At 61.1% G+C, this 20,692-nt stretch carries 17 protein-coding genes and 2 tRNA genes; 17 read left to right on the forward strand and 2 right to left on the reverse strand.

What is annotated here, in order from left to right; translation table 11 throughout:
- The first annotated feature begins 246 nt into the window (after positions 1–246).
- From JFN91_RS08185 to JFN91_RS08210, 6 genes are all read left to right on the forward strand, one after another.
- Positions 247–531 carry a hypothetical protein gene (locus JFN91_RS08185; protein ID WP_199388708.1) on the forward strand — a complete coding sequence of 95 codons (285 nt, stop codon included), beginning with the start codon at positions 247–249 and terminating at the stop codon, positions 529–531.
- Positions 532–700: 169 nt separating this feature from the next.
- A complete protein-coding gene (locus tag JFN91_RS08190; protein WP_199388709.1) occupies positions 701–1,765 on the forward strand; it encodes an AI-2E family transporter in 1,065 nt (354 codons plus the stop codon).
- A gap of 54 nt (positions 1,766–1,819) precedes the next feature.
- The gene (locus JFN91_RS08195) at positions 1,820–2,737 is read left to right on the forward strand and encodes a hypothetical protein (RefSeq protein ID WP_199388710.1); all 918 of its coding nucleotides are present in this window, start codon (positions 1,820–1,822) and stop codon (positions 2,735–2,737) included.
- Positions 2,738–2,769: 32 nt separating this feature from the next.
- Positions 2,770–3,474 (forward strand): ABC transporter ATP-binding protein, encoded by a 705-nt coding sequence (locus JFN91_RS08200; RefSeq protein ID WP_199388711.1) that lies wholly within the window; start codon positions 2,770–2,772, stop codon positions 3,472–3,474.
- Complete coding sequence (locus JFN91_RS08205; RefSeq protein ID WP_199388712.1) at positions 3,471–6,005, forward strand: ABC transporter permease; 2,535 nt, start codon at positions 3,471–3,473, stop codon at positions 6,003–6,005. The genes JFN91_RS08200 and JFN91_RS08205 overlap by 4 nt, the downstream gene beginning before the upstream one ends.
- A 1-nt stretch (position 6,006) precedes the next feature.
- On the forward strand, positions 6,007–7,182 hold the full coding sequence (locus JFN91_RS08210; RefSeq protein WP_199388713.1) for a lipocalin-like domain-containing protein: 1,176 nt from the start codon (positions 6,007–6,009) through the stop codon (positions 7,180–7,182).
- A 161-nt stretch (positions 7,183–7,343) separates the two neighbouring features.
- On the opposite strand, the gene JFN91_RS08215 is transcribed toward JFN91_RS08210, so the two are convergent.
- A tRNA-Ala gene (locus JFN91_RS08215) sits at positions 7,344–7,419 on the reverse strand.
- 480 nt (positions 7,420–7,899) lie between these two features.
- Here JFN91_RS08215 and JFN91_RS08220 point away from each other — a divergent pair.
- The 6 genes from JFN91_RS08220 to JFN91_RS08245 all read left to right on the forward strand — a co-directional run bounded on the left by JFN91_RS08220 (position 7,900) and on the right by JFN91_RS08245 (position 13,787).
- Positions 7,900–10,686 carry an EAL domain-containing protein gene (locus JFN91_RS08220; protein ID WP_199388714.1) on the forward strand — a complete coding sequence of 929 codons (2,787 nt, stop codon included), beginning with the start codon at positions 7,900–7,902 and terminating at the stop codon, positions 10,684–10,686.
- A 104-nt stretch (positions 10,687–10,790) separates the two neighbouring features.
- Positions 10,791–10,875 (forward strand) — tRNA-Leu (locus JFN91_RS08225).
- Between the two features lie 491 nt (positions 10,876–11,366).
- Positions 11,367–11,708, forward strand: a complete 342-nt coding sequence (locus tag JFN91_RS08230) for a hypothetical protein (RefSeq protein ID WP_199388715.1) — start codon at positions 11,367–11,369, stop codon at positions 11,706–11,708.
- Between the two features lie 51 nt (positions 11,709–11,759).
- Positions 11,760–12,272: a lipocalin family protein gene (locus JFN91_RS08235; RefSeq protein WP_199388716.1), complete on the forward strand. Its 513-nt coding sequence runs from the start codon at positions 11,760–11,762 to the stop codon at positions 12,270–12,272.
- A gap of 23 nt (positions 12,273–12,295) precedes the next feature.
- Entirely contained in the window at positions 12,296–13,552 is a 1,257-nt protein-coding gene (locus JFN91_RS08240; protein WP_236015033.1) for an MFS transporter, read from the forward strand.
- A 55-nt stretch (positions 13,553–13,607) separates the two neighbouring features.
- Entirely contained in the window at positions 13,608–13,787 is a 180-nt protein-coding gene (locus JFN91_RS08245; RefSeq protein WP_199388897.1) for a hypothetical protein, read from the forward strand.
- 947 nt (positions 13,788–14,734) lie between these two features.
- Here JFN91_RS08245 and JFN91_RS08250 read toward each other — a convergent pair.
- A complete protein-coding gene (locus JFN91_RS08250) occupies positions 14,735–15,319 on the reverse strand; it encodes a superoxide dismutase (protein WP_199388718.1) in 585 nt (194 codons plus the stop codon).
- 307 nt (positions 15,320–15,626) lie between these two features.
- On the opposite strand from JFN91_RS08250, the gene JFN91_RS08255 reads away from it, so the two are divergent.
- The 5 genes from JFN91_RS08255 to JFN91_RS08275 all read left to right on the forward strand — a co-directional run bounded on the left by JFN91_RS08255 (position 15,627) and on the right by JFN91_RS08275 (position 20,676).
- Complete coding sequence (locus JFN91_RS08255) at positions 15,627–16,874, forward strand: efflux RND transporter periplasmic adaptor subunit (protein ID WP_199388719.1); 1,248 nt, start codon at positions 15,627–15,629, stop codon at positions 16,872–16,874.
- The gene (locus tag JFN91_RS08260; protein WP_215907314.1) at positions 16,875–17,600 is read left to right on the forward strand and encodes an ABC transporter ATP-binding protein; all 726 of its coding nucleotides are present in this window, start codon (positions 16,875–16,877) and stop codon (positions 17,598–17,600) included.
- On the forward strand, positions 17,597–18,826 hold the full coding sequence (locus tag JFN91_RS08265; protein WP_199388720.1) for an ABC transporter permease: 1,230 nt from the start codon (positions 17,597–17,599) through the stop codon (positions 18,824–18,826). Before JFN91_RS08260 ends, JFN91_RS08265 begins: the two co-directional genes overlap by 4 nt.
- Positions 18,827–18,857: 31 nt before the next feature.
- The gene (locus tag JFN91_RS08270; RefSeq protein WP_199388721.1) at positions 18,858–20,339 is read left to right on the forward strand and encodes a TolC family protein; all 1,482 of its coding nucleotides are present in this window, start codon (positions 18,858–18,860) and stop codon (positions 20,337–20,339) included.
- 79 nt (positions 20,340–20,418) lie between these two features.
- Positions 20,419–20,676, forward strand: coding sequence for a hypothetical protein (locus JFN91_RS08275; RefSeq protein WP_199388722.1), 258 nt, complete (start codon positions 20,419–20,421; stop codon positions 20,674–20,676).
- The last annotated feature ends 16 nt before the right edge of the window (positions 20,677–20,692 follow it).

The following is a 20,692-nucleotide window of genomic DNA, read 5'->3' on the forward strand; positions in this document are numbered from 1 at the left end:
CGCAAAAAGTTGACCGCGCCCGGTTCTTTGCCATAATTAGCCCTTGGTTGTGGTTTTGGCGGCAGTTCGATCAGAAGGAATTGTTGTTGCTACAGCTGCAGTTGCTGAGCCGTTCAAAACAAAACTTTTAATTATATCCGTGTCTTGCTATCCTTACTCTCAGGACCGGCAAAGAGTGCGGTAAGAACGATCAGCAGCAGAATTAGATCCAGCTCACCGGCAACAAATCCTCCAGGAGTCGACGCCATGAGACACGCACGTTCAACGCTACTTGTAATCGCTCTGCTGTCACTCAGCGCCTGCACGATGTTCGCAGCGAAACAGCAGCCCCAGGTACAACCGGCACTGGTAAAAGAACTCTCGGTCCCGGTCGGCAAGAACTGGAAGGTCGTCGAGGAACCGCCCGCCCTGGGCAACGAACGCCGCGAACGGCTTCCCTTCCAGACCGAGCAGTCGGTGCAGCCCGAGGGGACCCAGCGCCCGACCGCGGCGCCCGCGGAGAAGGAACGCAAGATCGAAACCACGCGTTAAGGGAACAGGCACCTGGCGGAGCCAGTCCCCTTTAGCTACCTAACCCTTACCTGTCAGGCGGGCGCCCCGGCGTCCGCCTACATCACGGACCGATCCGGTCCAGCCATGGCACTTCCCGAAGCACCCCGGTAAACCAGCAATGCCCATACCACCCTCCAAGGGGAGACCGATGGACAGAAGACTCTATCTCAGCATAGTTGCGGCCCTGATCACGGTCGCTGTCGTAGTACTGATGGTTATTCTGGCTGCTCCCGTGTTGAAGCCGCTCGCCTGGGGACTCATCATCGGCGTGTCCACCATGCCCCACTACAACCGCGTGCTGCGCCGCTACCCTGAGCATCCGGACCGCTCCGCGGGGATCATGGTGCTCGCCGTCGCGGTCTGTTTTGTCCTTCCGGTAGCCGCACTGGTGGTTACCGCCGCCATCAACGCCCCGGAGTGGTACAAGCAGGTGGTGCAACTGGTCCAGACGGTTGGCAAGACCGGCACCTCCAACTTCGGCCACCTTCCCGTGGTGCAAAAGATCATGTCGCTGGTGCAGCGCTTCAACGTCGACCTGGAAGCCCTGGGCGGCAAGGTGGCCTCCAGCAGTTCCACGGTGATACTGGGGCTCGCCGCCGACCTCGCGCGCAACATGTTCAGTTTTCTCGGTACCCTTGCCATCGCTCTCTTCATCCTTTACTTCATTTATCGCGACGGGGAACGTGTGGTTGCCGCTTTCATCGGCAGGCTCGCGCCCGACCCGCGCAAGGCCCAGCACTACGCCTCCCAGGTACGCTCCATCACCACCGCGGTCACGGTAGGGACCGTGCTCACCTGTGCCACCCAGGGGGTGCTCGCCGGGCTCGGGTACTGGGTCGCCGGGGTGCCGGCGCCGGTCTTTTGCGGGGCGCTCACTGCCATCGCCGCACTGGTCCCGGTGGTGGGGACCGGGGTGGTCTGGGTGCCGCTGGTTGGCGTCCTCGCCCTCAACGGTTCCTACCTCGCCGCCGGGCTCCTCGCGGCCTGGTGCATCATCTTCGTGGGCATAGCCGACAACGCCATCCGTCCCCTTGCCATTGGGGCCTCCAGCGACATCTCGACCCTCGCCGTGGTGCTGGGGGCCATCTGCGGGGTGGTCAGCATGGGGCTCCTTGGCCTGATCGTCGGGCCCGTCATCTTCGCCGTCCTGTTCTCTTTGTGGGACGATGCGGTAGCCGATGCTGAGGCGACGGACCAAGCAGAAATTCCCTGATGCCCGCGCCTTGACCCCGGCAGCAGAGTGGGTGGGCGGAGGAGGTTTTCCCGAATGGTAGTTAGTAAGTGGTTTGCCCGGGCAGGTCTGGGCGCCCTGGTCCTGCTGATCTTCGTTTTCTGCTACGGTCTTGCCTGCGCCGCGGAAGCCGAGCCTGCCGGGGAGCACGCCCTCCTTGCCAAGTATGCCGCCATCAAGGGGAAACTGGACAAGAACCAGTTCGGCGCCCCCATCTACCTCGAGTCCACCGAGGGGCAGGACTCGGTCCGGGTCGACATGTACGGCGTCATCCACCACCCCTACGACATCGTGCGTGAGGCGCTGCAGTCCCCGGCGGCGTGGTGCGAAATCACCCCCCTGCACATCAACATCAAGGCCTGCGTGTACAAGACCGTCAAGCAGCAGACCCTGTTGACCCTCTACAGCGGCCGCAAGTACTTCCAGCCCCCCTCCGACGCCTACCCTCTGAAGCTTGCCTTCCGGGTCGGCGCCAGTCGCCCCGACTACCTGGAGCTTTCCCTGGTAGGTGAAGAAGGACCTTTCGGCACCCGTGATCACCGCATCGGGGTGCAGGCGGTCCCCCTGGAGGGGCAGGCCACCTTCCTGCACTTCAGCTACACCTACAGCCACGGCACCATGGCACGCATGGCCATCAAGACCTACTTCGCCACGCTGGGGCGGGACAAGGTGGGCTTCACCATGGTCGGCGAAGACGGCAAACAGGCCTACATCGACGGGGTGCGCGGCGCGGTGGAACGCAACACGATGCGTTACTACCTGGCCCTGCAGACCTACCTGGATACCCTGAAGATCCCGGAGGGGCAGCGTTTCGAGCAGCGCCTGAACCGGTGGTACGACCTGACCGCCAAGTACCCGCGCCAGTTGAAGGAAATCGACAAGGCCGCCTACCTCAGCAACAAGAAACTGGAGCGGGCCCAGCAGGAGGCTCTGCAGGCCAAGCAGGGAAGCTGATCGGCGCCTCCTCCCCGGGCAAAGGACATGTGATGGCAGAACCGATTGTCGAACTTAAGGGCATCGGCAAGGGTTTTCACGAAGGGGACCGGGAGCGGGTCGTCTTTCGGGATGCCTCCCTTACCATCGACCCCGGCTCCTGGGTGTTCCTGTTCGGGCGCAGCGGTTCCGGCAAATCGACCTTGCTGAACCTGGTATCCGGCATCGACCTCCCCGACCGTGGCGAGGTGAGGGTGGACGGCTCCGACCTCTCCCGCCTCTCCGAACGCGAGCGCACCCTGTTTCGGCGCAACCACATCGGCTTCGTCTTCCAGTTCTACAACCTGATCCCCACCCTTACCGTCGAGGAGAATGTCCTGCTTCCCCTGGAACTCTCCGGGACCCTGACCCTGGCGGGACGCCGACGCGCCGCGGAGCTTTTGGACGCGGTGGGCCTTGCCGACCGGGGGCGCGCCTTTCCCGACCGGCTTTCCGGCGGCGAGCAGCAACGGGTCGCCGTGGCCCGTGCCCTGGTGCACGCCCCCAAGCTGGTGCTCGCCGACGAGCCCACCGGCAACCTGGATGCGGAGACCGGCCGCCAGGTGCTCGACCTGTTCCAGCGCCTGCTCCGCCCGGCCGGCACCACGCTGGTCCTGGTGACCCACAGCGGCGAGGTTGCCTCCCTTGCCGACCGGGTGCTCAGTATCAAGGAGGGCGTCCTGGTCGATGCGGCCGGCGTACCGGGAGCAGGGGCATGATCCTGTGGCGCGCCGGGATGCGCAACGTGCTGCGCCACCCCTGGCTCACCGTGCTGGCCGTCCTCGGTGTCGCTCTCGGGGTGGCCGTGGTCACCGCGGTGGACCACGCCAACGAGGCTGCCCAGCGGGCCTTTCGTCTCGCTGCGGAGACCGTCGCCGGGCGCGCCACGCACCAGGTGGTCGGCGGTCCTACCGGGCTCGCCGAGGACATCTACCGCAGGATCCGCGTCGACCTGCGCGTGCGGGGCTCCGCCCCCGTGGTCTCCGGCCACCTGCAGCTCGCCGGCCGTACCTTCCAACTGATCGGCATCGATCCCTTTGCCGAGCCTCCCCTGAGGAGCTTTTCCTCCCTCTTCGCCGACCGCGGCCTGCTCACCGAACTGATGACCCGCCCGGGTACCGTGCTCATGCTCCCCGAGAGTGCCGTGGAACTGGGGCTCAGGCGCGGTGCGACCTATCCCGCCGACAGCGCCGGTGTCAGGCGACGACTGGTGCTGGCGGGATTCCTGGAGCCCCCCGACCAGGTGAGCCGGGTGGCGCTTGCCTCGGTGTTGGTATGCGATATCGCGACGGCCCAGGAGCTGCTCGGCCTGGCCGGGCGGTTGTCACGCATCGATTTGGTCCTGCCGGAAGGGGAGGCGGGGGCGAGGGTGCTCCAGGAGGTCCGTGCCATACTCCCGCCCGGCGCCGACATCGTCCCCGCCGGCACCAGGGCCGGTGCGCTGGACCAGATGACCCGCGCCTTCCGGCTCAACCTGAAGGCCCTGAGCCTGCTCGCCCTCGTGGTCGGCATGTTCCTCATCTACAACACCATGACCTTCTCGGTGGTGCGCAGACGGCGCCTGATCGGCATGCTGCGGGCGCTCGGGGTGAGCCGCAGGGAAGTCTTCGTCATGATCTGCGCCGAAGCGCTTTTAATCGGGATAGCCGGCACCGTGGCCGGCCTGGTGGCGGGGGCACTGCTGGGCTCGGAACTGACCCGTCTCGTTATCAGGACCATCAACGATCTCTACTTCGTCATGGAGGTGCGCCGGGTCCCGCTGCTGCCAGGCGCACTCTGGAAGGGGGCGCTCCTCGGCGTCGTCGCCACCCTGGCCGCCACCATGCCCGCCGCCCTGGAGGCGACCGGCGCACCCCCGCGTGCGGTGTTGTCCCGCTCGCAGGTGGAGTCCCGGCGCAGGAGGCTCCTGCCGCTGGCGACCTGCGGCGGCGTGCTCCTGATTGCCGTCGGCTGTGGGCTGTTTTTCACCGAGCGCGGCGGCATTGTCGGCGGCTTCCTTGGACTCTTCGCCGTCATCGTCGGTTATACCCTGCTGGTTCCCGCCGCCGTCATGCTCCTCTCTGCGCTGCTGCGTCCGCTGCTCGAAACGGTGCTTGGTTCCCTGGGCAGGATGGCCGCCCGCGGTGTGGTGGTTTCCCTCTCCCGCACCGGGGTGGCGACGGCGGCGCTGGTGGTTGCGGTCTCGGCCGGGATCGGCGTCGGCATCATGGTGGGTGGGTTCCGGCTCACGGTGCAGAACTGGCTGAGCAACTGGCTGCAGGCCGACGTCTACGTCACTTCTGCCGACCGCGGCGGCGGGCGCTACCGGCCTCCGCTCGATCCGGCCCTGGTGAAGCGCCTCTCCGGGCTCGATGGCGAAGCCCTGGTGACGCTGTCGCGCCGGGTCCGCATCGAAGGCCCCGCCGGTGGGGTGGAGGTTTTCTCGGTGCAGGTCCCTGAGCGCACCTTCCTGCACTATCCCTTCAAAGAGGGAGATCCCGCCCGTGCCTGGAGCACGTTCCGCAGCGGGGCAGCTGTAATTATTTCCGAGCCCTACAGTTACCGGCATCGCCTGCACCCCGGGGACAGCGTTACCCTGCGTACCATCCGCGGCGAGCGGCGCTTCCCGGTGGCCGGCATCACCTACGACTACGGCTCCGATACCGGCATCGTTATCATGAGCCGTGCCGGCTACGTCGCCAACTTTGCCGATGACAGCGTGGATGGCATGTCCTTTACGGCGCGGCCCGGGCTGGGCGTGGCGCGGCTCCTGGAGCTGGTGCGAACAAGGGTAGGGGGGGATCAGGTGATGGTGGTGTCAAACGCGCAGTTGCGCCAGGCCACGGTCGAGGTCTTCGACCGCACCTTCGCCATCACGGGGGTGCTGCGCATGCTGACCATGCTGGTCGCCTTCGTGGGGATACTTTCCGCGCTCATGGCGATGCAGGTGGAGCGGGCCCGGGAGCTCGCCGTGCTGCGCGCTATCGGGCTCACGCCGGGCCAGGTCTGGGGGGTGGTTTGCGGGGAGACGGTGCTGATCGGGCTCATCGCCGGGGTGCTGTCGCTTCCCCTGGGCATTGCCGAGGCGCTGGTGCTGATCTACGTGATCAACCTCCGCTCCTTCGGCTGGACCATGCAAGTCGCCATCACACCGGCCCAACTGGGCCAGGCGCTGCTTCTCTCGGTGACGGCGGCTTTTTTGGCCGGCATCTATCCCTCGCTCAGGATTGCCCGCACCTCTCCCGCCGTGGCCTTAAAGGAGGAGGATTAGCATGCGCCGGATCCTGACCTCCGCGGCTGTTGCTGCCTGCGCCTTGCTGCTGATGTGGTTTTTGTGGTCCGCCACGCGCCCTCCCGGTAGCGAGCGCCGGGAAACGTTCTCCGTTGCCCAGACCCTGGGCGGGGCCGCCGCACCGGGGTTTCAGCGCGCCGACAAGCCGCGCCGGTTCTCCTTCCCCGCCGACCACGGACCGCATGCGGGCTTTCGCAACGAGTGGTGGTATTTCACCGGCAACCTGCAGGCGGCAGACGGGCGACGTTTCGGCTATCAGCTCACCTTCTTCAAGACCGCCCTGACTCCCGGTGCCGTGACCAGGGCATCGGCCTGGGGGACCAACGAGGTCTACATGGCGCATTTCGCCGTGACCGACGTGTCGGGAAAGAGGTATCGCTTCGCCGAACGTTTCAGCCGAGCCGCGTTGGGCCTTGCCGGTGCCGGGGGAGATCCTCTCGCAGTGCGCCTGGAGGACTGGACCGCGCAACAGACCTCGCCCCGCCCCTGGGGTGTCCACCTGACCGCCGCCGAGCCCGATGTTGCCATCGACTTCGACTTGGTCAGCGTCAAGCCCGAGGTACTGAACGGGGCAGGGGGCCTCAGCCGCAAAGGCCCGACGCCCGGCAACGCCTCGTACTATTACTCCATTCCGCGTCTGGCAACGTCCGGGATATTGCGCCTCGGCAAGGAGCGGTTCTCCGTGAGCGGGCTTTCCTGGCTGGACCGCGAATGGAGCACCAGCGCCCTCGAACCGGACCAGGTCGGCTGGGACTGGTTCGCCTTGCACCTCGATGACGGCAGGGACCTGATGTTCTACCAGTTGCGCAGGCGTGACGGCAGCAGCGATCCCTTCTCTGGTGGGACCCTGGTCGCTCGCGACGGGCGCAGCAGAAATCTAAGGCGTGACGAGGTGCAGTTGGAGGTGGTCAGTCGGTGGGAGAGTCCCGCCGGCGGTGCCCGCTACCCCTCGGTGTGGCGGCTGCGGGTTCCGACACAGGGGCTTGCCCTGGAGGTGGTGCCCAGGCTAGCCGATCAGGAGCTGCTTACCGGTTTCCGGTATTGGGAGGGGGCAGTCGCGGTGCGCGGTTTGGATGGGAGCCCCGGCGGTTCCGGGTACTTGGAGATGACCGGGTACCAGGGTGCTGCTGCGGAAAACAAGGAACCGCCGCACTGAGGCAGCGTGGCAAGCAGAGGGGATTGGCTCCGCAGGTGCCTGTCCCCCAAAAAGAAAAGCACCCGGCGCTGATGCCTGGTGCTTTTCACGTTGAGTAGCAGATTGTGTTTAGTGCTGAAACAAAAAAGGACTTAGGAAAGCCCTAAGTCCTTTGTAATTGATGGTGGAGCTGAACAGGATCGAACTGTCGACCTCTTGAATGCCATTCAAGCGCTCTCCCAACTGAGCTACAGCCCCATCGAAGGAGCCCTGTTTATAGCAAACGGTGCTTTGACTGTCAATACCTAATTCTTACGTGAATGCAAAAAACTTTTTCACGTACAGCCGCACTAGCTGCGGATCTATGCACCAGCGGCCGCCCAATATATCTTCTTCTCGTGCAGCTGATCTAAACCATGTGTTTATCATAGATGAGCCGGCTGTGCTCTTGCCTTGTATCGGGGTGGAGACGCTGCGAATGAAAAAATTCGTTTGCTCCTATAAAGCAAGGGCGGTTTTAAACCGATATGTCTGAGAAGACCTCAACCGGACAGCGGTACTCATGGCCCTGCTCTCCGACCCTGACGCTGCTTCAGCCCGGCATCAGAACGCCTAGGAGAATGTCTTCTGGTGAAAGCCGATCAACAAAACTCCTTTCCGCATCACGGACCCGTCAAAACAATCACTTCTAGAGCTATATTCGCAGCACTAGTCTGGACCCTGCTTATAGCCGTCGCCGTGTGGTGGAACGTCCGCGTTGCCTACCAACAGGCGTTGGCTCTTGCAGAGACCCAGGCCGAGATAGCGCTCGGCAAGGACCTCGCTTTCAGGAAATGGGCCTCCAAACGAGGCGGTATCTATATGGAACAGGGGCCCCTGGTTTCACCAAGCCCGTTTCTGAACCATGTGCCGGACCGGGACCTGGAGACCACCCGGGGCGTGCACTTGACCCTGAAAAACCCGGCCATGATCATGAATGAGATCACCCGGGAAGCGCCGCGGTTCTTCGGAGTCGATACCAGGATCACCTCCAGGTTGTACATCAACCCGGTTGATGCCCCTGATGAGTGGGAGCGGACCGCGCTGTTCATAGTCGAGGGGACGCGCGAGGATTATCACGCTGCTACCATCATAAACGGGAAGCCTTACCTGCGCATGATGCAGCCCATGATCATGGAGGAGTCCTGCCTCAAATGCCATGCCTGGACCGGGATAAAGGTCGGGGAGTTGCGCGGCGGGACCGACGTCTCGATACCGCTGGCGCCTTTTTACGCCGCTGCCGGGAAGCAGGCTCGTGGTGTGGCCGCCAGTCACGGCGCGATCTGGCTTTTGGGGCTCGTCGCCATCGGTTTCATCACGCGCCGCACCATGACCGTCGAACTGGAGCGCTCCCGCCATGAAGCCCAGTTGCGTGAAAAAAATCTGGAGCTACAGGACTCCAGGCAATACCTGCTGACCATCATCGAGTTCCTCCCCGATGCCACCCTGATCATCGACAACCATGGCAAGGTTGTAGGATGGAACCGGGAACTGGCTAGGTTGACCGGCGTGTCTGCCGAAGAGATGATCGGCCGTGGCGATCTGGAATATGCCCTTCCTTTCTACGGCCAGCGGCGCCCGCTCTTGATTGATCTCGCTTTGGATCCTGGCTGCGAAAGCGACGGGCGCTACGAAGGGTTTTCCCGCATCGGAGACATTGTCCATGGCGAATGCTACGCCCCAGGTCTCGGTGAGACCCCCGCTTACCTTACCTCCGCCGCTTCCGTACTGCGCAATTCGAAGGGGGATGTCATTGGCGCCATTGAGTGCATCAGGGATACCACCGAGCAGATGAAGGCGCAGCAGCGAATCAAGCTGCTGGCGAAGATCTTCAACGAGAGCGGCGAGGCCATCGTCATCACCGACAGCGAAAACAGGATCATGGAGACCAACAAGGCCTTTGCCCAGTTCACCGGTTATTCCCGCGAGGAGGCGGTAGGCAAGAACCCGCGGGTGCTCAAGTCGGGTATTGAAGACAAGAAGTTCTACGAGAACATGTGGCGCTCCATCCTGGAGAGTAACTACTGGCAGGGTGAAATCTGGGACAAGCGCAAGGACGGTTCTCTCTATCCCAAGTGGCTCACCATCACGGCCATCCGCGGCGAGGACAACGTCATCACCAACTACTTTGCCACCTTCTCGGACATCACCCAGCGCAAAGAGGCGGAAAAGCGCATCGAGCAACTGGCGCACACCGATACCCTCACGTCGCTCCCCAACCGGCACACGCTGGTCGAGCGGTTGACCCAGGCGCTGGAGCAGGCTAAGCGTGGCGGTCATCTGCTTGCTGTCCTTTTCGTCGACCTGGACCGTTTCAAGATGATCAACGACACGCTTGGGCATCACGTCGGGGACCTGCTGCTCATGGAAGTCGCCTCCCGGCTCAAGAGTTCGTTGCGGGCCGAGGACGTCGTGGCTCGCTTCGGGGGCGACGAGTTCGTCGTGGTACAGCCAAGGATCCGGTCGCAGGTCGAACCCGCACATCTGGCCGAGAAGATCCTGAAGACGGTGGCAGCTCCCTACTTCCTGGACAACAACACCGTCTATACCAGTCCCAGTATAGGTATCAGCGTATTCCCCAATGACGGGACTACGGTCGCGGAGCTCTTCAAGAACGCGGACGTGGCCATGTACCACGCCAAGGCAGCGGGGCGCAATACCTACCAGATGTTCACCAAGGAGATGCACACCGCCGCCCGGCAGCGGCTCGCCATTGAGAACAGCCTGCGCAGCGCGGTCACCAACGACGAATTCGTGCTCCATTACCAGCCCCAGCTGGACCCGGCAACTGGCAAGCTGCTGGGATTCGAGGCCCTGGTCCGCTGGCAGAGCCCGGACAACGGACTGGTCTATCCGGACCGTTTCATTCCCGTCGCCGAAGAGACCGGCATGATCCTGGAAATAGGCCGGCGCGTGTTTGAGATGGCATGCCAGCAGGCCGCACGGTGGCGCGATGCAGGCTACCCGTCGGTTCGGATCGCCGTCAACCTCTCTGCGCGACAGCTGCGGCAGCCCGATCTGCCCGAAATGCTGTCCGGGATCATGAAGGAGTGCGGCGCCGACCCGGAAATGATCGAGCTGGAGGTGACCGAAAGCATGACCATGGAGCGCCCGGTGGAGAGCATCAGGATTCTCGGGGCCTTGAAAGCCATGGGAATCGGTCTCGCCATCGACGATTTCGGCACGGGGTACTCCTCGCTGAGCTATCTGAAGCTCTTCCCGGTGGACAAGCTGAAAATCGACCGCTCCTTCGTAAAGGACATCGAAGTTGATCCCGACGATGCTGCTATTGCGTCCGCGACCATCGCCATGGCGCACACATTGGGCAAGAAAGTCGTGGCGGAAGGTGTGGAGAGCCAGGCCCAGCTCGACTTCCTGGTTCAGCACGGCTGTGACATCATCCAAGGCTATTTCTACAGTAAGCCCCTGGCTGTGGAAGAAGCCGAACAGTATCTGGCGCGGCACGCGCAGAGTGGGACAGTCTGACCAGAAAGAAAACAGGTTAGGGAAAGTTACTTGACCAGCATTCGTTTTGTTGGTATAAGATGTGTCTCTTTTGCGGCGGGATCTTGATTCCGTTTTTAAAAGATGCCGGAGTGGTGAAATTGGTAGACGCACTGGACTCAAAATCCAGCGCCGCAAGGCGTGCCGGTTCGACCCCGGCCTCCGGTACCATATCTACAATCAAAAGGCTTAGCTCTCACGGGCTAGGCCTTTTGTTTTTTGGCATTGATCGGGCCTAACCTTGCGTGTTAGTTTGAGCTTGTTGACGCAACATCCTGGGAGGAGTCATGACATTATCGGAGGTGAGTACCTGCCCTAAGTGTTCAGCGCCGGTCCCGCCAAGTTGTGACACCTGTCCCAAGTGCGGGGTTATCTTCGCCAAGGTGCGGCAACGTCCTGACCAAACGCCTGCGGAGCAGGTGCTCGGCATCTCTTCGACTGTGCATGTTGCTGGCAAGCCCGCAGCCTTGGGCATTGTAGCGGCGCGATTGGTATTCCTCGCTCTCCTCGCTTTCTATAGTTTTCGTATCCTGAGCAATTCCATTGCCTCCAATTACGTCGGCGAAACGTTTCTTCACCTGGTCAATCTCCCCTTTCACGAGGCAGGACACATCCTGTTTTCCCCTCTGGGCCGATTCCTCCTGGTCGCCGGGGGGACCATCATGCAACTACTCGTCCCGACGGTGGTGGCAATATCCTTCTATCTGCGCCGGGACCGCTACGCTGCGGCGGTCGGTATCTGGTGGGTAGGGGAGAGCATGGCGGACGTGGCGCCCTACGCGGATGACGCCCGCGCAGGGGAGCTACCGCTCCTGGGCGGAGTGACGGGGAGCGAGGTGGAGGATTACCACGACTGGGAGGTGATGCTAGGGAAGCTTGGACTGCTTTCCTTGGATCATTCCATCGGCAGCTTCTTCTTTGTAACCGGCGGTATCATCATGACATCAGCCATCGTCTGGGGAATCATGATATCATTCCGCCACACACAAGCGGTCTCCGACTAAGTTTGTCGGTACTCTCACAGACCCTTGAAGTGCACCTACAGGGAGAGTGACATGAAGAAACTATCGCTGTGGTTGACGCTTTTGTTGTCAGGCTGCGCGGCAATGCCGGAACGGGTGAAACCGGTTGATAACTTTGACGTGCAGAAGTACCTGGGAAAATGGTACGAAATCGCACGACTGGATCATTCCTTCGAACGAGGCTTGAGCCGCGTCAGCGCGGAGTACAGCTTGCGGGATGATGGTGGCATCAAGGTCATCAACCGAGGCTACCTGGCAAAAGAGAACCGGTGGAAGGAAGCCGTCGGCAAGGCATATTTTGCAGATGCCCCCGAAAAAGGTTTCCTGAAGGTCTCCTTCTTCGGACCCTTTTATGGCTCATATGTCATATTCGACCTTGACCATGACAACTACCAGTACTCTCTGGTCTGCGGTCCCAACACAGGTTACCTCTGGATTCTGTCACGAAGCCCGGTGATGGAAGCTTCAGTTAAAGACCGCCTCGTGGCAAAGGCTGCCTCACTGGGCTTCGACACCAGCAAACTTATCTACGTTACCCACGACTAAACAAAATGATCGCAGGAGCCACATTGCCATCTGAAACAGGAACTCGTAGGGTAGTCATCGCCGCAGCCTGCACGCTCCTCATGTTGAACCTGGGGACGGTGTATGCGTGGAGCTTCTTTCAGAAACCGCTGTGCCAAACCTATGGCTGGTCCAACAGCCAAGTAATCTGGACCTTCAGCCTCGCCATCTGCTTTCTCGGTCTTTCTGCCGCTGCCGGCGGTCTCATCCTCCCCAAAAGCGGGCCGCGTCCGCTTGCTCTTGCCGGCGCTGTCTTCTTTGGTTCGGGTTACCTCCTTGCGGCCCTCGCACTCCGGATGCACTCGTTGCCGCTTCTTTACCTCGGCTACGGTGTCGTCGGCGGCATCGGCCTCGGGCTCGGATACGTAACTCCGGTCGCCACCGTGTCGCGCTGGTTTCCCGACCGCAAGGGACTGGCTACCGGGACGGTGGTGATGGGGTTCGGTTTCGGCGCGCTGCTCATGTCCAAGGTGATAGCTCCTTTTTTACTGCGCAGTGTCGGCGGAGACATGGTGCTCGCCTTCACGGTCATGGGCGTAATCTTCCTCGCTCTCTCGCTCCTGTCCGCCGCCTTCATTTGCAACCCTCCCGCCTCGGTGCTTGCCAACGCTACAGCCGGAACAGCCCCGGATGGTGACGTTGCGACTGCCGGAAATTGCATCGCGTCGAGGCCGTTCGTCTTGATGTGGTTGATCTTCTTCTGCAATATAACCGCCGGGATCGCACTCATCGGGTTCCAATCCCCATTGTTCCAGGATGTCTGTGCGAAGCACGACCCGGCACTCGGGGTGGAAACCCTCGCCGGTTACGGCGGGACCCTCATCGCCGCAAGTTCGGTGTTCAATGGTATCGGGCGTTTCCTGTGGGGAGCTCTATCCGACCGTCTCGGGCGACTGCTGGCTTTCAGGCTGATCCTCGCTTCGCAGATTGCGGCCTTCGCCGTTTTGATGCAGACCTCACACCCGTGGCTGTTCGCGACTCTTGTCTGCTACATTCTTCTCTGTTACGGCGGCGGGTTCGGGACCATGCCTTCGTTCGTCCTGGACATGTTCGGCGCACGGCTCATGCCGGCGGTCTATGGTGCCATCCTCACTGCCTGGTCGGCCGCCGGGATCGCCGGGCCCCAGCTTGTGGCTGCGATGAAAGACCGTTTTCCCGGTCAACCCGGGCTTGCCTCCTTCTACAGCTTTGCCGCCGCCATCTGTTTCCTTGGCACCGGGATGGTGCTTTCGTTCTTCGTTAAGGAGCGAAGCAAGGGGTAAAGATATAAATAACCGTCACCGCTGTGTAGGCAGCACTTAAATGGAGAGCAGCACGATGTTCGAGATGCAGTACAACGAGGAGATGGAAGCGGAGGTAAGGCGGTTGGAGGCTAAGAAGAGGGCGGGGGAAGCGGGGCACCCGGAATGGGACAACGCCTGCGCATCTTGTGGATGCCAACTCGCCGGTACCGATGACAAGTTCTGCGAGCACTGCCGCCGAACCGCCCAGCCCTAACCGGCATACCACCTAACTCTATCCGTTATGACCTTAGGGCTGAGGGCATACCCCTCATCCATGGTCGGTATGCCACTCATGCATGGTCGGTATGCCACCCATCCATGGTCGGTATGCCACCCATCCATGGTCGGTATGCCACTCATGCATGGTCGGTATGCCACCCATCCATGGGTGGTATGCCCTCAAGGTCTGACGGCATACTACCCAACCATGGTTGGTATGCCCTCAAGGCCTAACGGCATGCCACCCATCCATGATCGGCATGCCCTCAAGGTCTAATGATCAACCACTTTATTCTAGGTGGTTCACCATCCTGGCCAAAAGGTCTACCACTTACTCCTAACTGGTTTACCATTTAAGCCAAAAGGTCTACCACTTACTCCTAACTGGTTTACCATTTAAGCCAAATGGTCAACCACTTACTTCCAACTGGTTTACCATTCGAGCCAAATGGTCAACCACTTACTCCCAGCTGGTTTACCATTTAAGCCAAATGGTCAACCACTTACTCCCAGCTGGTTTACCATTCAAGCCAACTGGTCTACCACTTACTCCCAACTGGTTTACCATTTAAGCCAAATGGTCAACCACTTACTCCCAACTGGTTTACCATTTAAGCCAAATGGTCAACCACTTATTCCCAACTGGTTTACCATTCAAGCCAAATGGTCAACCACTTATTCCCAACTGGTTTACCATTCAAGCCAAATGGTCTGCCACTTACTCTCAACTGGTTTACCCTCCAAACGAACGGTATACCACTTCACTTGAACCGGTACGCTGATCCAGCGAAATGGCATACCACCTAACAGCGCTCTGTTCTCATCGTTTCACAAGGCAAGGGTGTAGCGTAATTGACGGCATTAGCACTTATATGCAAAAACAAAAAGGGCCCCCTCCCGGAGGGGGGCCCTTTTCCTTCAAACGTTCTGTCGTAGGCGCTACTACATCTGCATCCTTTCCTCGGCCTTCGTCCACTCGATGTTCTGGAAGAAGGAGTTGATGTAGTCGGCGCGCTTGAGGCCGTAATCGGTCATGAAGGCGTGCTCGAAGACGTCCATCACCAGGATAGGAACGCAGCAGGCAGGATGACCGACATCGTGCTCGTTGATCCAGCAGTTCATCAGCTTGCCGCTGTGGGCGTCCTGGTACAGGATCGCCCAGCCGATGCCGCGCATGGCGCCTACCGCCTTGAAGTCCTGGACCCACTCGTCGTAGCTCCCGAAATCCTGGTGCAGCCTGGCCGCCAGCCTGCCGTCCTGGTTGATGGGCTGGTTGCCGCCGAGGTTCTCGAAATAGAGCTCGTGCAGCTTCATGCCGTTGAACTCCCACCCGAAACGTCTCTTCAACTCTGCAAAAGTCGGGTCTGAGCCCTTGCCGTCCTTGCGCAGCTGCATGAGCTGCTCGTCGAGGGCGTTGCTGTTTTTCACGTACCCCTGATACAGGGTGAAATGATTGTTGAGAAGCGCCTCGCTGAAGCCGGGCATCCCGATCAGCTGGGAGTAGTCTTTTGCCGTGAACGCCGTCATATCTCTCTCCTTTGTATGTAGTTTTGGGCATTTGCGACGGTTCCGCAAAAACACGGACCAATTGTACAAGCCCGATTAGATCTGTCAAACGTGGGCGGCGGCGAGGTTGGCTGGATGCCTGCTCTGCCATAGATTATTTTCATTGACCGCTGGTGCTTCCATCGTTAAAGTGACGGTTTGACTGTGGATTGCATAAATTTCGTCCGTCGCCATCTTTCTTGCACAATTAACGATTACTCTGACGCAAGACTGGTGTCGCTTCTGGCGCTGCAAGGACAGTCTCAAGAATCAACCAAGAGGTGGAATCGTGAAAAGAATCGTAGGCGCCGTCATATTATTGTCCGTTCTGGGAGTGGCCGGCTATTTCTACTTCAAACAACCTCCTAAAGCGCAGTACAAGACTCAGAAGGTCGAACGCGGCGCCATCACTTCCACGGTTTCTGCCACCGGCACCCTCAATGCTGTGGTGACGGTCCAGGTGGGCACCCAGGTTTCCGGGACCATCGCCAAACTCTACGTGGACTTCAACTCGCCCGTGAAAAAAGGGCAGCCCATAGCACAGATCGACCCGGCCCTGTTTAATTCAGCGGTGCAGCAGTCCCGCGGCAATGCGCTCAACGCCGAGGCCAGCCTCGCCAAGGCCAAGGTGACGCTTGCTGATGCCAAGAGGACGCTGGGGCGCAACAGGGAACTGCTCAAAGAAGGCATCATCGCCCAGAGCGATCTCGACACTGCCCAAACCGCCTACGACTCGGCACTCACCGGGGTGAGAGCAGCCGAGGCCGCCGTGATGCAGACCAGGGGCGCCTTAAAACAGGCCGAGACCAATCTCAATTACTCCACCATCAGGTCGCCGGTAGACGGCACCGTCGTTTCCCGCAACGTCGATGTGGGGCAGACCGTGGCGGCTTCGTTCCAGACGCCGACCCTGTTCACCATCGCCCAGGACCTCACCAAGATGCAGATCGACACCAGCGTCGACGAGTCGGACATCAGCAAGCTCAAAGTAGGTCAGCGGGCGACCTTTACCGTGGACGCCTACTCTGATCGCCAGTTCGAGGGGACCGTGGTGCAGATCAGGAATGCGCCGGTGGTGACCCAGAACGTGGTCACCTACGTCACTGTCATCGCGGTGGACAATAAGGAAATGAAACTAAAGCCGGGCATGACCGCCAACGTCACTGTGGAAACCATGAGAAAGGACAACCTGCTCAAGGTCCCGGCTGCCGCGCTTCGCTTCAAGCCGCGCTCCGACAAAGATAAAAAAGCATCCGGCAAGACCGGTCCCGGCAGTATGACCGGCACCGGCGGTGGCCGCGGCGCGGGTACCGGTCCCAAGGGCAAGCCCGGCGGCAAGGATGGCGGGCAGAAGGTCTACACCCTCAGTCCCGAGGGTAAACCGGTGACGGTTACCATTACTACCGGGATCAGTGACGGCAGTTTCGTCGAGGTGCTGACCGGCAACCTGAAGGAAGGTGACGACGTCATCCTTGAGCAGGTGAGCCAGGACAAGAAGAAGGGCGGCATGGGGTCGCCCATGGGGCCGAGGTTCTAAATGGACGAAGTGGTCCGTCTCACAGACGTCGTAAAGATTTACACCATGGGAGAGGAGCGCGTCGAGGCGATGATGGGGGTCTCCTTCACCGTGCACCGCGGCGAGTTCGTCTCCATCATGGGGGCCTCCGGCAGCGGCAAGTCCACCTGTATGAACATCCTGGGATGCCTGGACGTTCCCACGCGGGGGAGCTATTTCCTGGACGGCGTGGACGTGGGCGGCCTTTCTGCCGATGCCCTGGCCGAGGTGCGCAACAAGAAGCTGGGTTTCGTCTTTCAGGGGTTCAACCTGCTGGCGCGCACGACGGCGCGGCAGAACGTTGAGTTGCCGCTGGTCTACGCCCAGGTGCCGGCAGCAGAACGCAGGAGCCGCGCACTGGAGGCCCTGGAGCGGGTAGGGCTTGCCGGCAGGGAAGGGCATTACTCCAACCAGCTTTCCGGCGGACAGCAGCAGCGCGTGGCTATTGCCCGGGCACTGGTGAACCGGCCGTCCATCATCCTGGCCGACGAGCCCACCGGCAACCTCGATTCCAGGACCACCATCGAGATCATGTCCATCTTCCAGGAACTGAACCGGCAGGGGATCACCATCATCATGGTCACTCACGAGCCCGACGTGGCCGAGTTCACCAGCCGGCACATCATCTTCAAGGACGGTCAGGTCATCTCCGACCAGCCGTACCAGGCCAAGAGCGCCGTTTTGCCCGCGGAGGCCCAGCAGCGATGACCACCCTGTATCAAAGCCTGCTCATAGCCCTGCGCGCCCTGCGGGTCAACAAGATGCGCGCGCTGCTTACCATGCTAGGCATCATCATCGGCATCGCCGCCGTCATCGCCATGGTCGCCATCGGCTCCGGCGCCAGCAAGATGATCTCGGATCAGATCTCCAGCATCGGCTCAAACCTGCTCCTGGTGCTCCCCGGTTCGGTCACCTCCGGCGGCATGCGCTCCGGTTCCGGCGGCACCCAGACGCTTACCTATGACGACGCCCGCGCCATCAAGGCGGAGTGTCCCTCCGTCGCGGCGGTCGCCCCCAACGTGCGCGGCTCCGGCCAGGTGGTCTACGGCAACCAGAACTGGTCCACCGTTGTCTATGGCGTGACGCCGGAGATGGTCGATGTGCGCGACTGGACTATCGTGGCGGGACGCAACCTGACCCAGTCCGACGTCGACGGCGCCACCAAGAACTGCCTGATCGGCCAGACCGTCGCCGAGAACCTCTTCGGCGGCACCGACCCCGTGGGCAAGATCATCAGGATCAAGAAGATCCCCTTCACGGTGGTGGGAGTGCTGGGGAGGAAAGGGCAGTCGCCCCAGGGGCAGGATCAGGACGACGTGATCTACGTGCCGCTAAGGACCGCGCAGAGGAAGCTTTTGGGGAGCCAGTTTCCGAACGTGGTCGGTTCGATCATGGTGCAGGCCAAGAACGCCGACGTGCTGGACAAGGCCGAGGACGAGGTGACCGAGCTTTTGAATCAGCGCCACCGCATCGGCCCCAACCGCGAGGTCGATTACACCATCAGGAACCTCTCGGAACTGCTGGCGGTCACCGAGCAGTCCTCCAAGGTGATGTCAATCCTGCTCGGTGCCGTCGCCTCCATCTCCCTTGTAGTGGGTGGTATCGGCATCATGAACATCATGCTGGTTTCGGTCACCGAACGGACCCGCGAGATTGGTATCCGCATCGCCATTGGTGCCAAGAAGCGGGACATTTTGCTGCAGTTTTTGACCGAGGCCGTGCTCCTCACCACCTGCGGCGGCGTCATCGGCATGCTGCTCGGTGTGGCGGGAGCGAAGCTCGTGGCGAGCTTCATCGGCTGGCCCACCCTGATCTCGGTCAACACCATCATCATCGCCTTCGCCTTCTCGGCAGGGGTCGGGGTATTCTTCGGTTTCTACCCGGCACGCAAGGCGGCGTCGCTCAACCCGATCGACGCACTGAGATACGAGTAACCGTTTAACTAGCTGGTCGAAAGGATCGCATATGAAGAGAAACAGGAAAACCGCGCTGGCCCTTTCCCTTGGCCTTGTGCTCGGCGCCGCCACCTCGGCTTTCGCGCAGCCCACCGTCAACCTGACGCTGAAGGACGCCATCAGGATGGCCTTCGAGAAGAACCTCGACCTGAAGGTGGAACTGTACAATCCCGCCATGGCCGAGGCCGATATCCGGCGCAACCTCGGGATCTACGATCCGCTGCTTACCCTCGGGTTCAACTACGAACGCAGCAACAGCAGCAACTTCCTGACCTTCCGGTCGCAACCGATCGACCAGGTCACTGCCAACGCCGGGGTGAGCCAGCTGCTCCCCACCGGCACCGTGGTCGGTGTCACCGCGCAGAGCGGCTGGATCAGCAACTCCGCCAAGTACTACTCCAACGCCGTCGACCTCACCCTGCAACAGCCTCTGCTCAAGGGGTTCGGGCAGGAGACCACCGATCTGGCCATCAACGTCTCCCGTTTCACCAAGGGGGAGACCATGAACGTCTTTAGGACCCGGCTGAGCGACACGGTCGCCAAGGTGCGCAACGACTACTTCCAGCTCTACAACCTGATCGAGGTGCTCGAGGTGCGCCGCACCTCGCTGGCGCTGGCCAAACGGATCCTGCAGGATGACCAGGGGCGGGTCAAGGCGGGCGTGCTCCCTGCATACGAGCTTTTGAACTCCGAGTTCCAGGTCGCCACCCGTGAAAAGCAGGTCATCGACGCGGAGCGGGCGGTCCGGGACCAGATGGACGTGCTGCGCGTTGAGCTGCAGCTACCTGCGACGGCGGAGATCGTTGTTGCCGACCAGCCCTACCGCGGCAGCTTCAACACCTCGGAACAGGAGGCGGTGCAAGATGCCCTGGGTAACCGCCCGGAGCTGGCCACGCAGCGCGACGTGATCAAGATCAACGACCTGCAGCAGCGGGTGGCGAAGACCCAGACTCTGCCCGATCTCACCCTTAATGCCAGCGTCGGCACCGGCGGCTTCGACCGCCGCTTCCTGCGCGGTATGGAGAAAACCGCGACCATCGACGAGCCGAGTTGGGGGGTAGGGCTGCAGTTCAGCTATCCGTTGGGCAACCGCGCCGCGGAGAACGACTACATCAGGAAGAAGCTCGCCCTCGAGCAGGCCCAGACCCAGTTGCATAACCTGGAATCGGCCGTGGTGCGGGACGTGAAGGCAGCGCTGCGCCTGGTGGCAGCAAGCTACACCCAGCTTGACGTGACCGCGCGCGGCAGGGCCTATGCAGAGGACCGTCTGCGCGCCTTCCAGAAGCGTCACGATGTCGGCCTGGCCACGACCAAGGACGTCTTCGACGTCGAGAACGACCTGGTGGCCGCCAAGGGGAACCAGATCCAGGCCGTGGTTGATTACAACAATTCCATCACACAACTGTGGCGGGCGACCGGGGAGATCCTGGACCAAGAAGGGATCAGCGTGACCGACACGGACGCCGATCACCTGTATCAGAAGATGAAGTAGCCACCACAGCCGCTCCATTTGCCAGCCGCACGATCCACGCTACAATTGGCGGGTGTTAATGCGGCGGGCGGAGGTGGCTATGCAAAGGGTGCGCTACGAGCATGTTCATCAGATCAGGTTCACCGCCGTCGGCGCCAGGACCATTGCCGACCTGATTCGCAATTTCGACGACAGCCTGCAGCTCTTCAAACAGTGGGAAGCAAAAGGGATCCAGCTGGATCCGCATGGCGTAGGGAGCAACTACGCCATTTTCTATACCTACGATGAAGAGGTCGCCAAGCAGGAAGGTTTCGAACGGATGCGGACCGAGTCGGGGAACCCGCTGCCGCGCCGATGACAGTTGATATGGTTAG

Origin of the sequence: Geomonas anaerohicana (genome assembly GCF_016458305.1) — a bacterium.
GTDB lineage: Bacteria > Desulfobacterota > Desulfuromonadia > Geobacterales > Geobacteraceae > Geomonas > Geomonas anaerohicana.

Bases quoted from the DNA above. Each gene is read 5' to 3' on its own strand.
- JFN91_RS08210 (WP_199388713.1), top strand. From the start codon at position 6,007: ATGCGCCGGATCCTGACCTCCGCGGCTGTTGCTGCCTGCGCCTTGCTG.
- JFN91_RS08205 (WP_199388712.1), top strand. From the start codon at position 3,471: ATGATCCTGTGGCGCGCCGGGATGCGCAACGTGCTGCGCCACCCCTGG.
- JFN91_RS08250 (WP_199388718.1), bottom strand. From the start codon at position 15,319: ATGACGGCGTTCACGGCAAAAGACTACTCCCAGCTGATCGGGATGCCC.
- JFN91_RS08235 (WP_199388716.1), top strand. From the start codon at position 11,760: ATGAAGAAACTATCGCTGTGGTTGACGCTTTTGTTGTCAGGCTGCGCG.
- JFN91_RS08275 (WP_199388722.1), top strand. From the start codon at position 20,419: ATGCAAAGGGTGCGCTACGAGCATGTTCATCAGATCAGGTTCACCGCC.
- JFN91_RS08245 (WP_199388897.1), top strand. From the start codon at position 13,608: ATGTTCGAGATGCAGTACAACGAGGAGATGGAAGCGGAGGTAAGGCGG.
- JFN91_RS08230 (WP_199388715.1), top strand. From the start codon at position 11,367: ATGCAACTACTCGTCCCGACGGTGGTGGCAATATCCTTCTATCTGCGC.
- JFN91_RS08195 (WP_199388710.1), top strand. From the start codon at position 1,820: ATGGTAGTTAGTAAGTGGTTTGCCCGGGCAGGTCTGGGCGCCCTGGTC.
- JFN91_RS08265 (WP_199388720.1), top strand. From the start codon at position 17,597: ATGACCACCCTGTATCAAAGCCTGCTCATAGCCCTGCGCGCCCTGCGG.
- JFN91_RS08270 (WP_199388721.1), top strand. From the start codon at position 18,858: ATGAAGAGAAACAGGAAAACCGCGCTGGCCCTTTCCCTTGGCCTTGTG.
- JFN91_RS08260 (WP_215907314.1), top strand. From the start codon at position 16,875: ATGGACGAAGTGGTCCGTCTCACAGACGTCGTAAAGATTTACACCATG.
- JFN91_RS08190 (WP_199388709.1), top strand. From the start codon at position 701: ATGGACAGAAGACTCTATCTCAGCATAGTTGCGGCCCTGATCACGGTC.
- JFN91_RS08200 (WP_199388711.1), top strand. From the start codon at position 2,770: ATGGCAGAACCGATTGTCGAACTTAAGGGCATCGGCAAGGGTTTTCAC.
- JFN91_RS08185 (WP_199388708.1), top strand. From the start codon at position 247: ATGAGACACGCACGTTCAACGCTACTTGTAATCGCTCTGCTGTCACTC.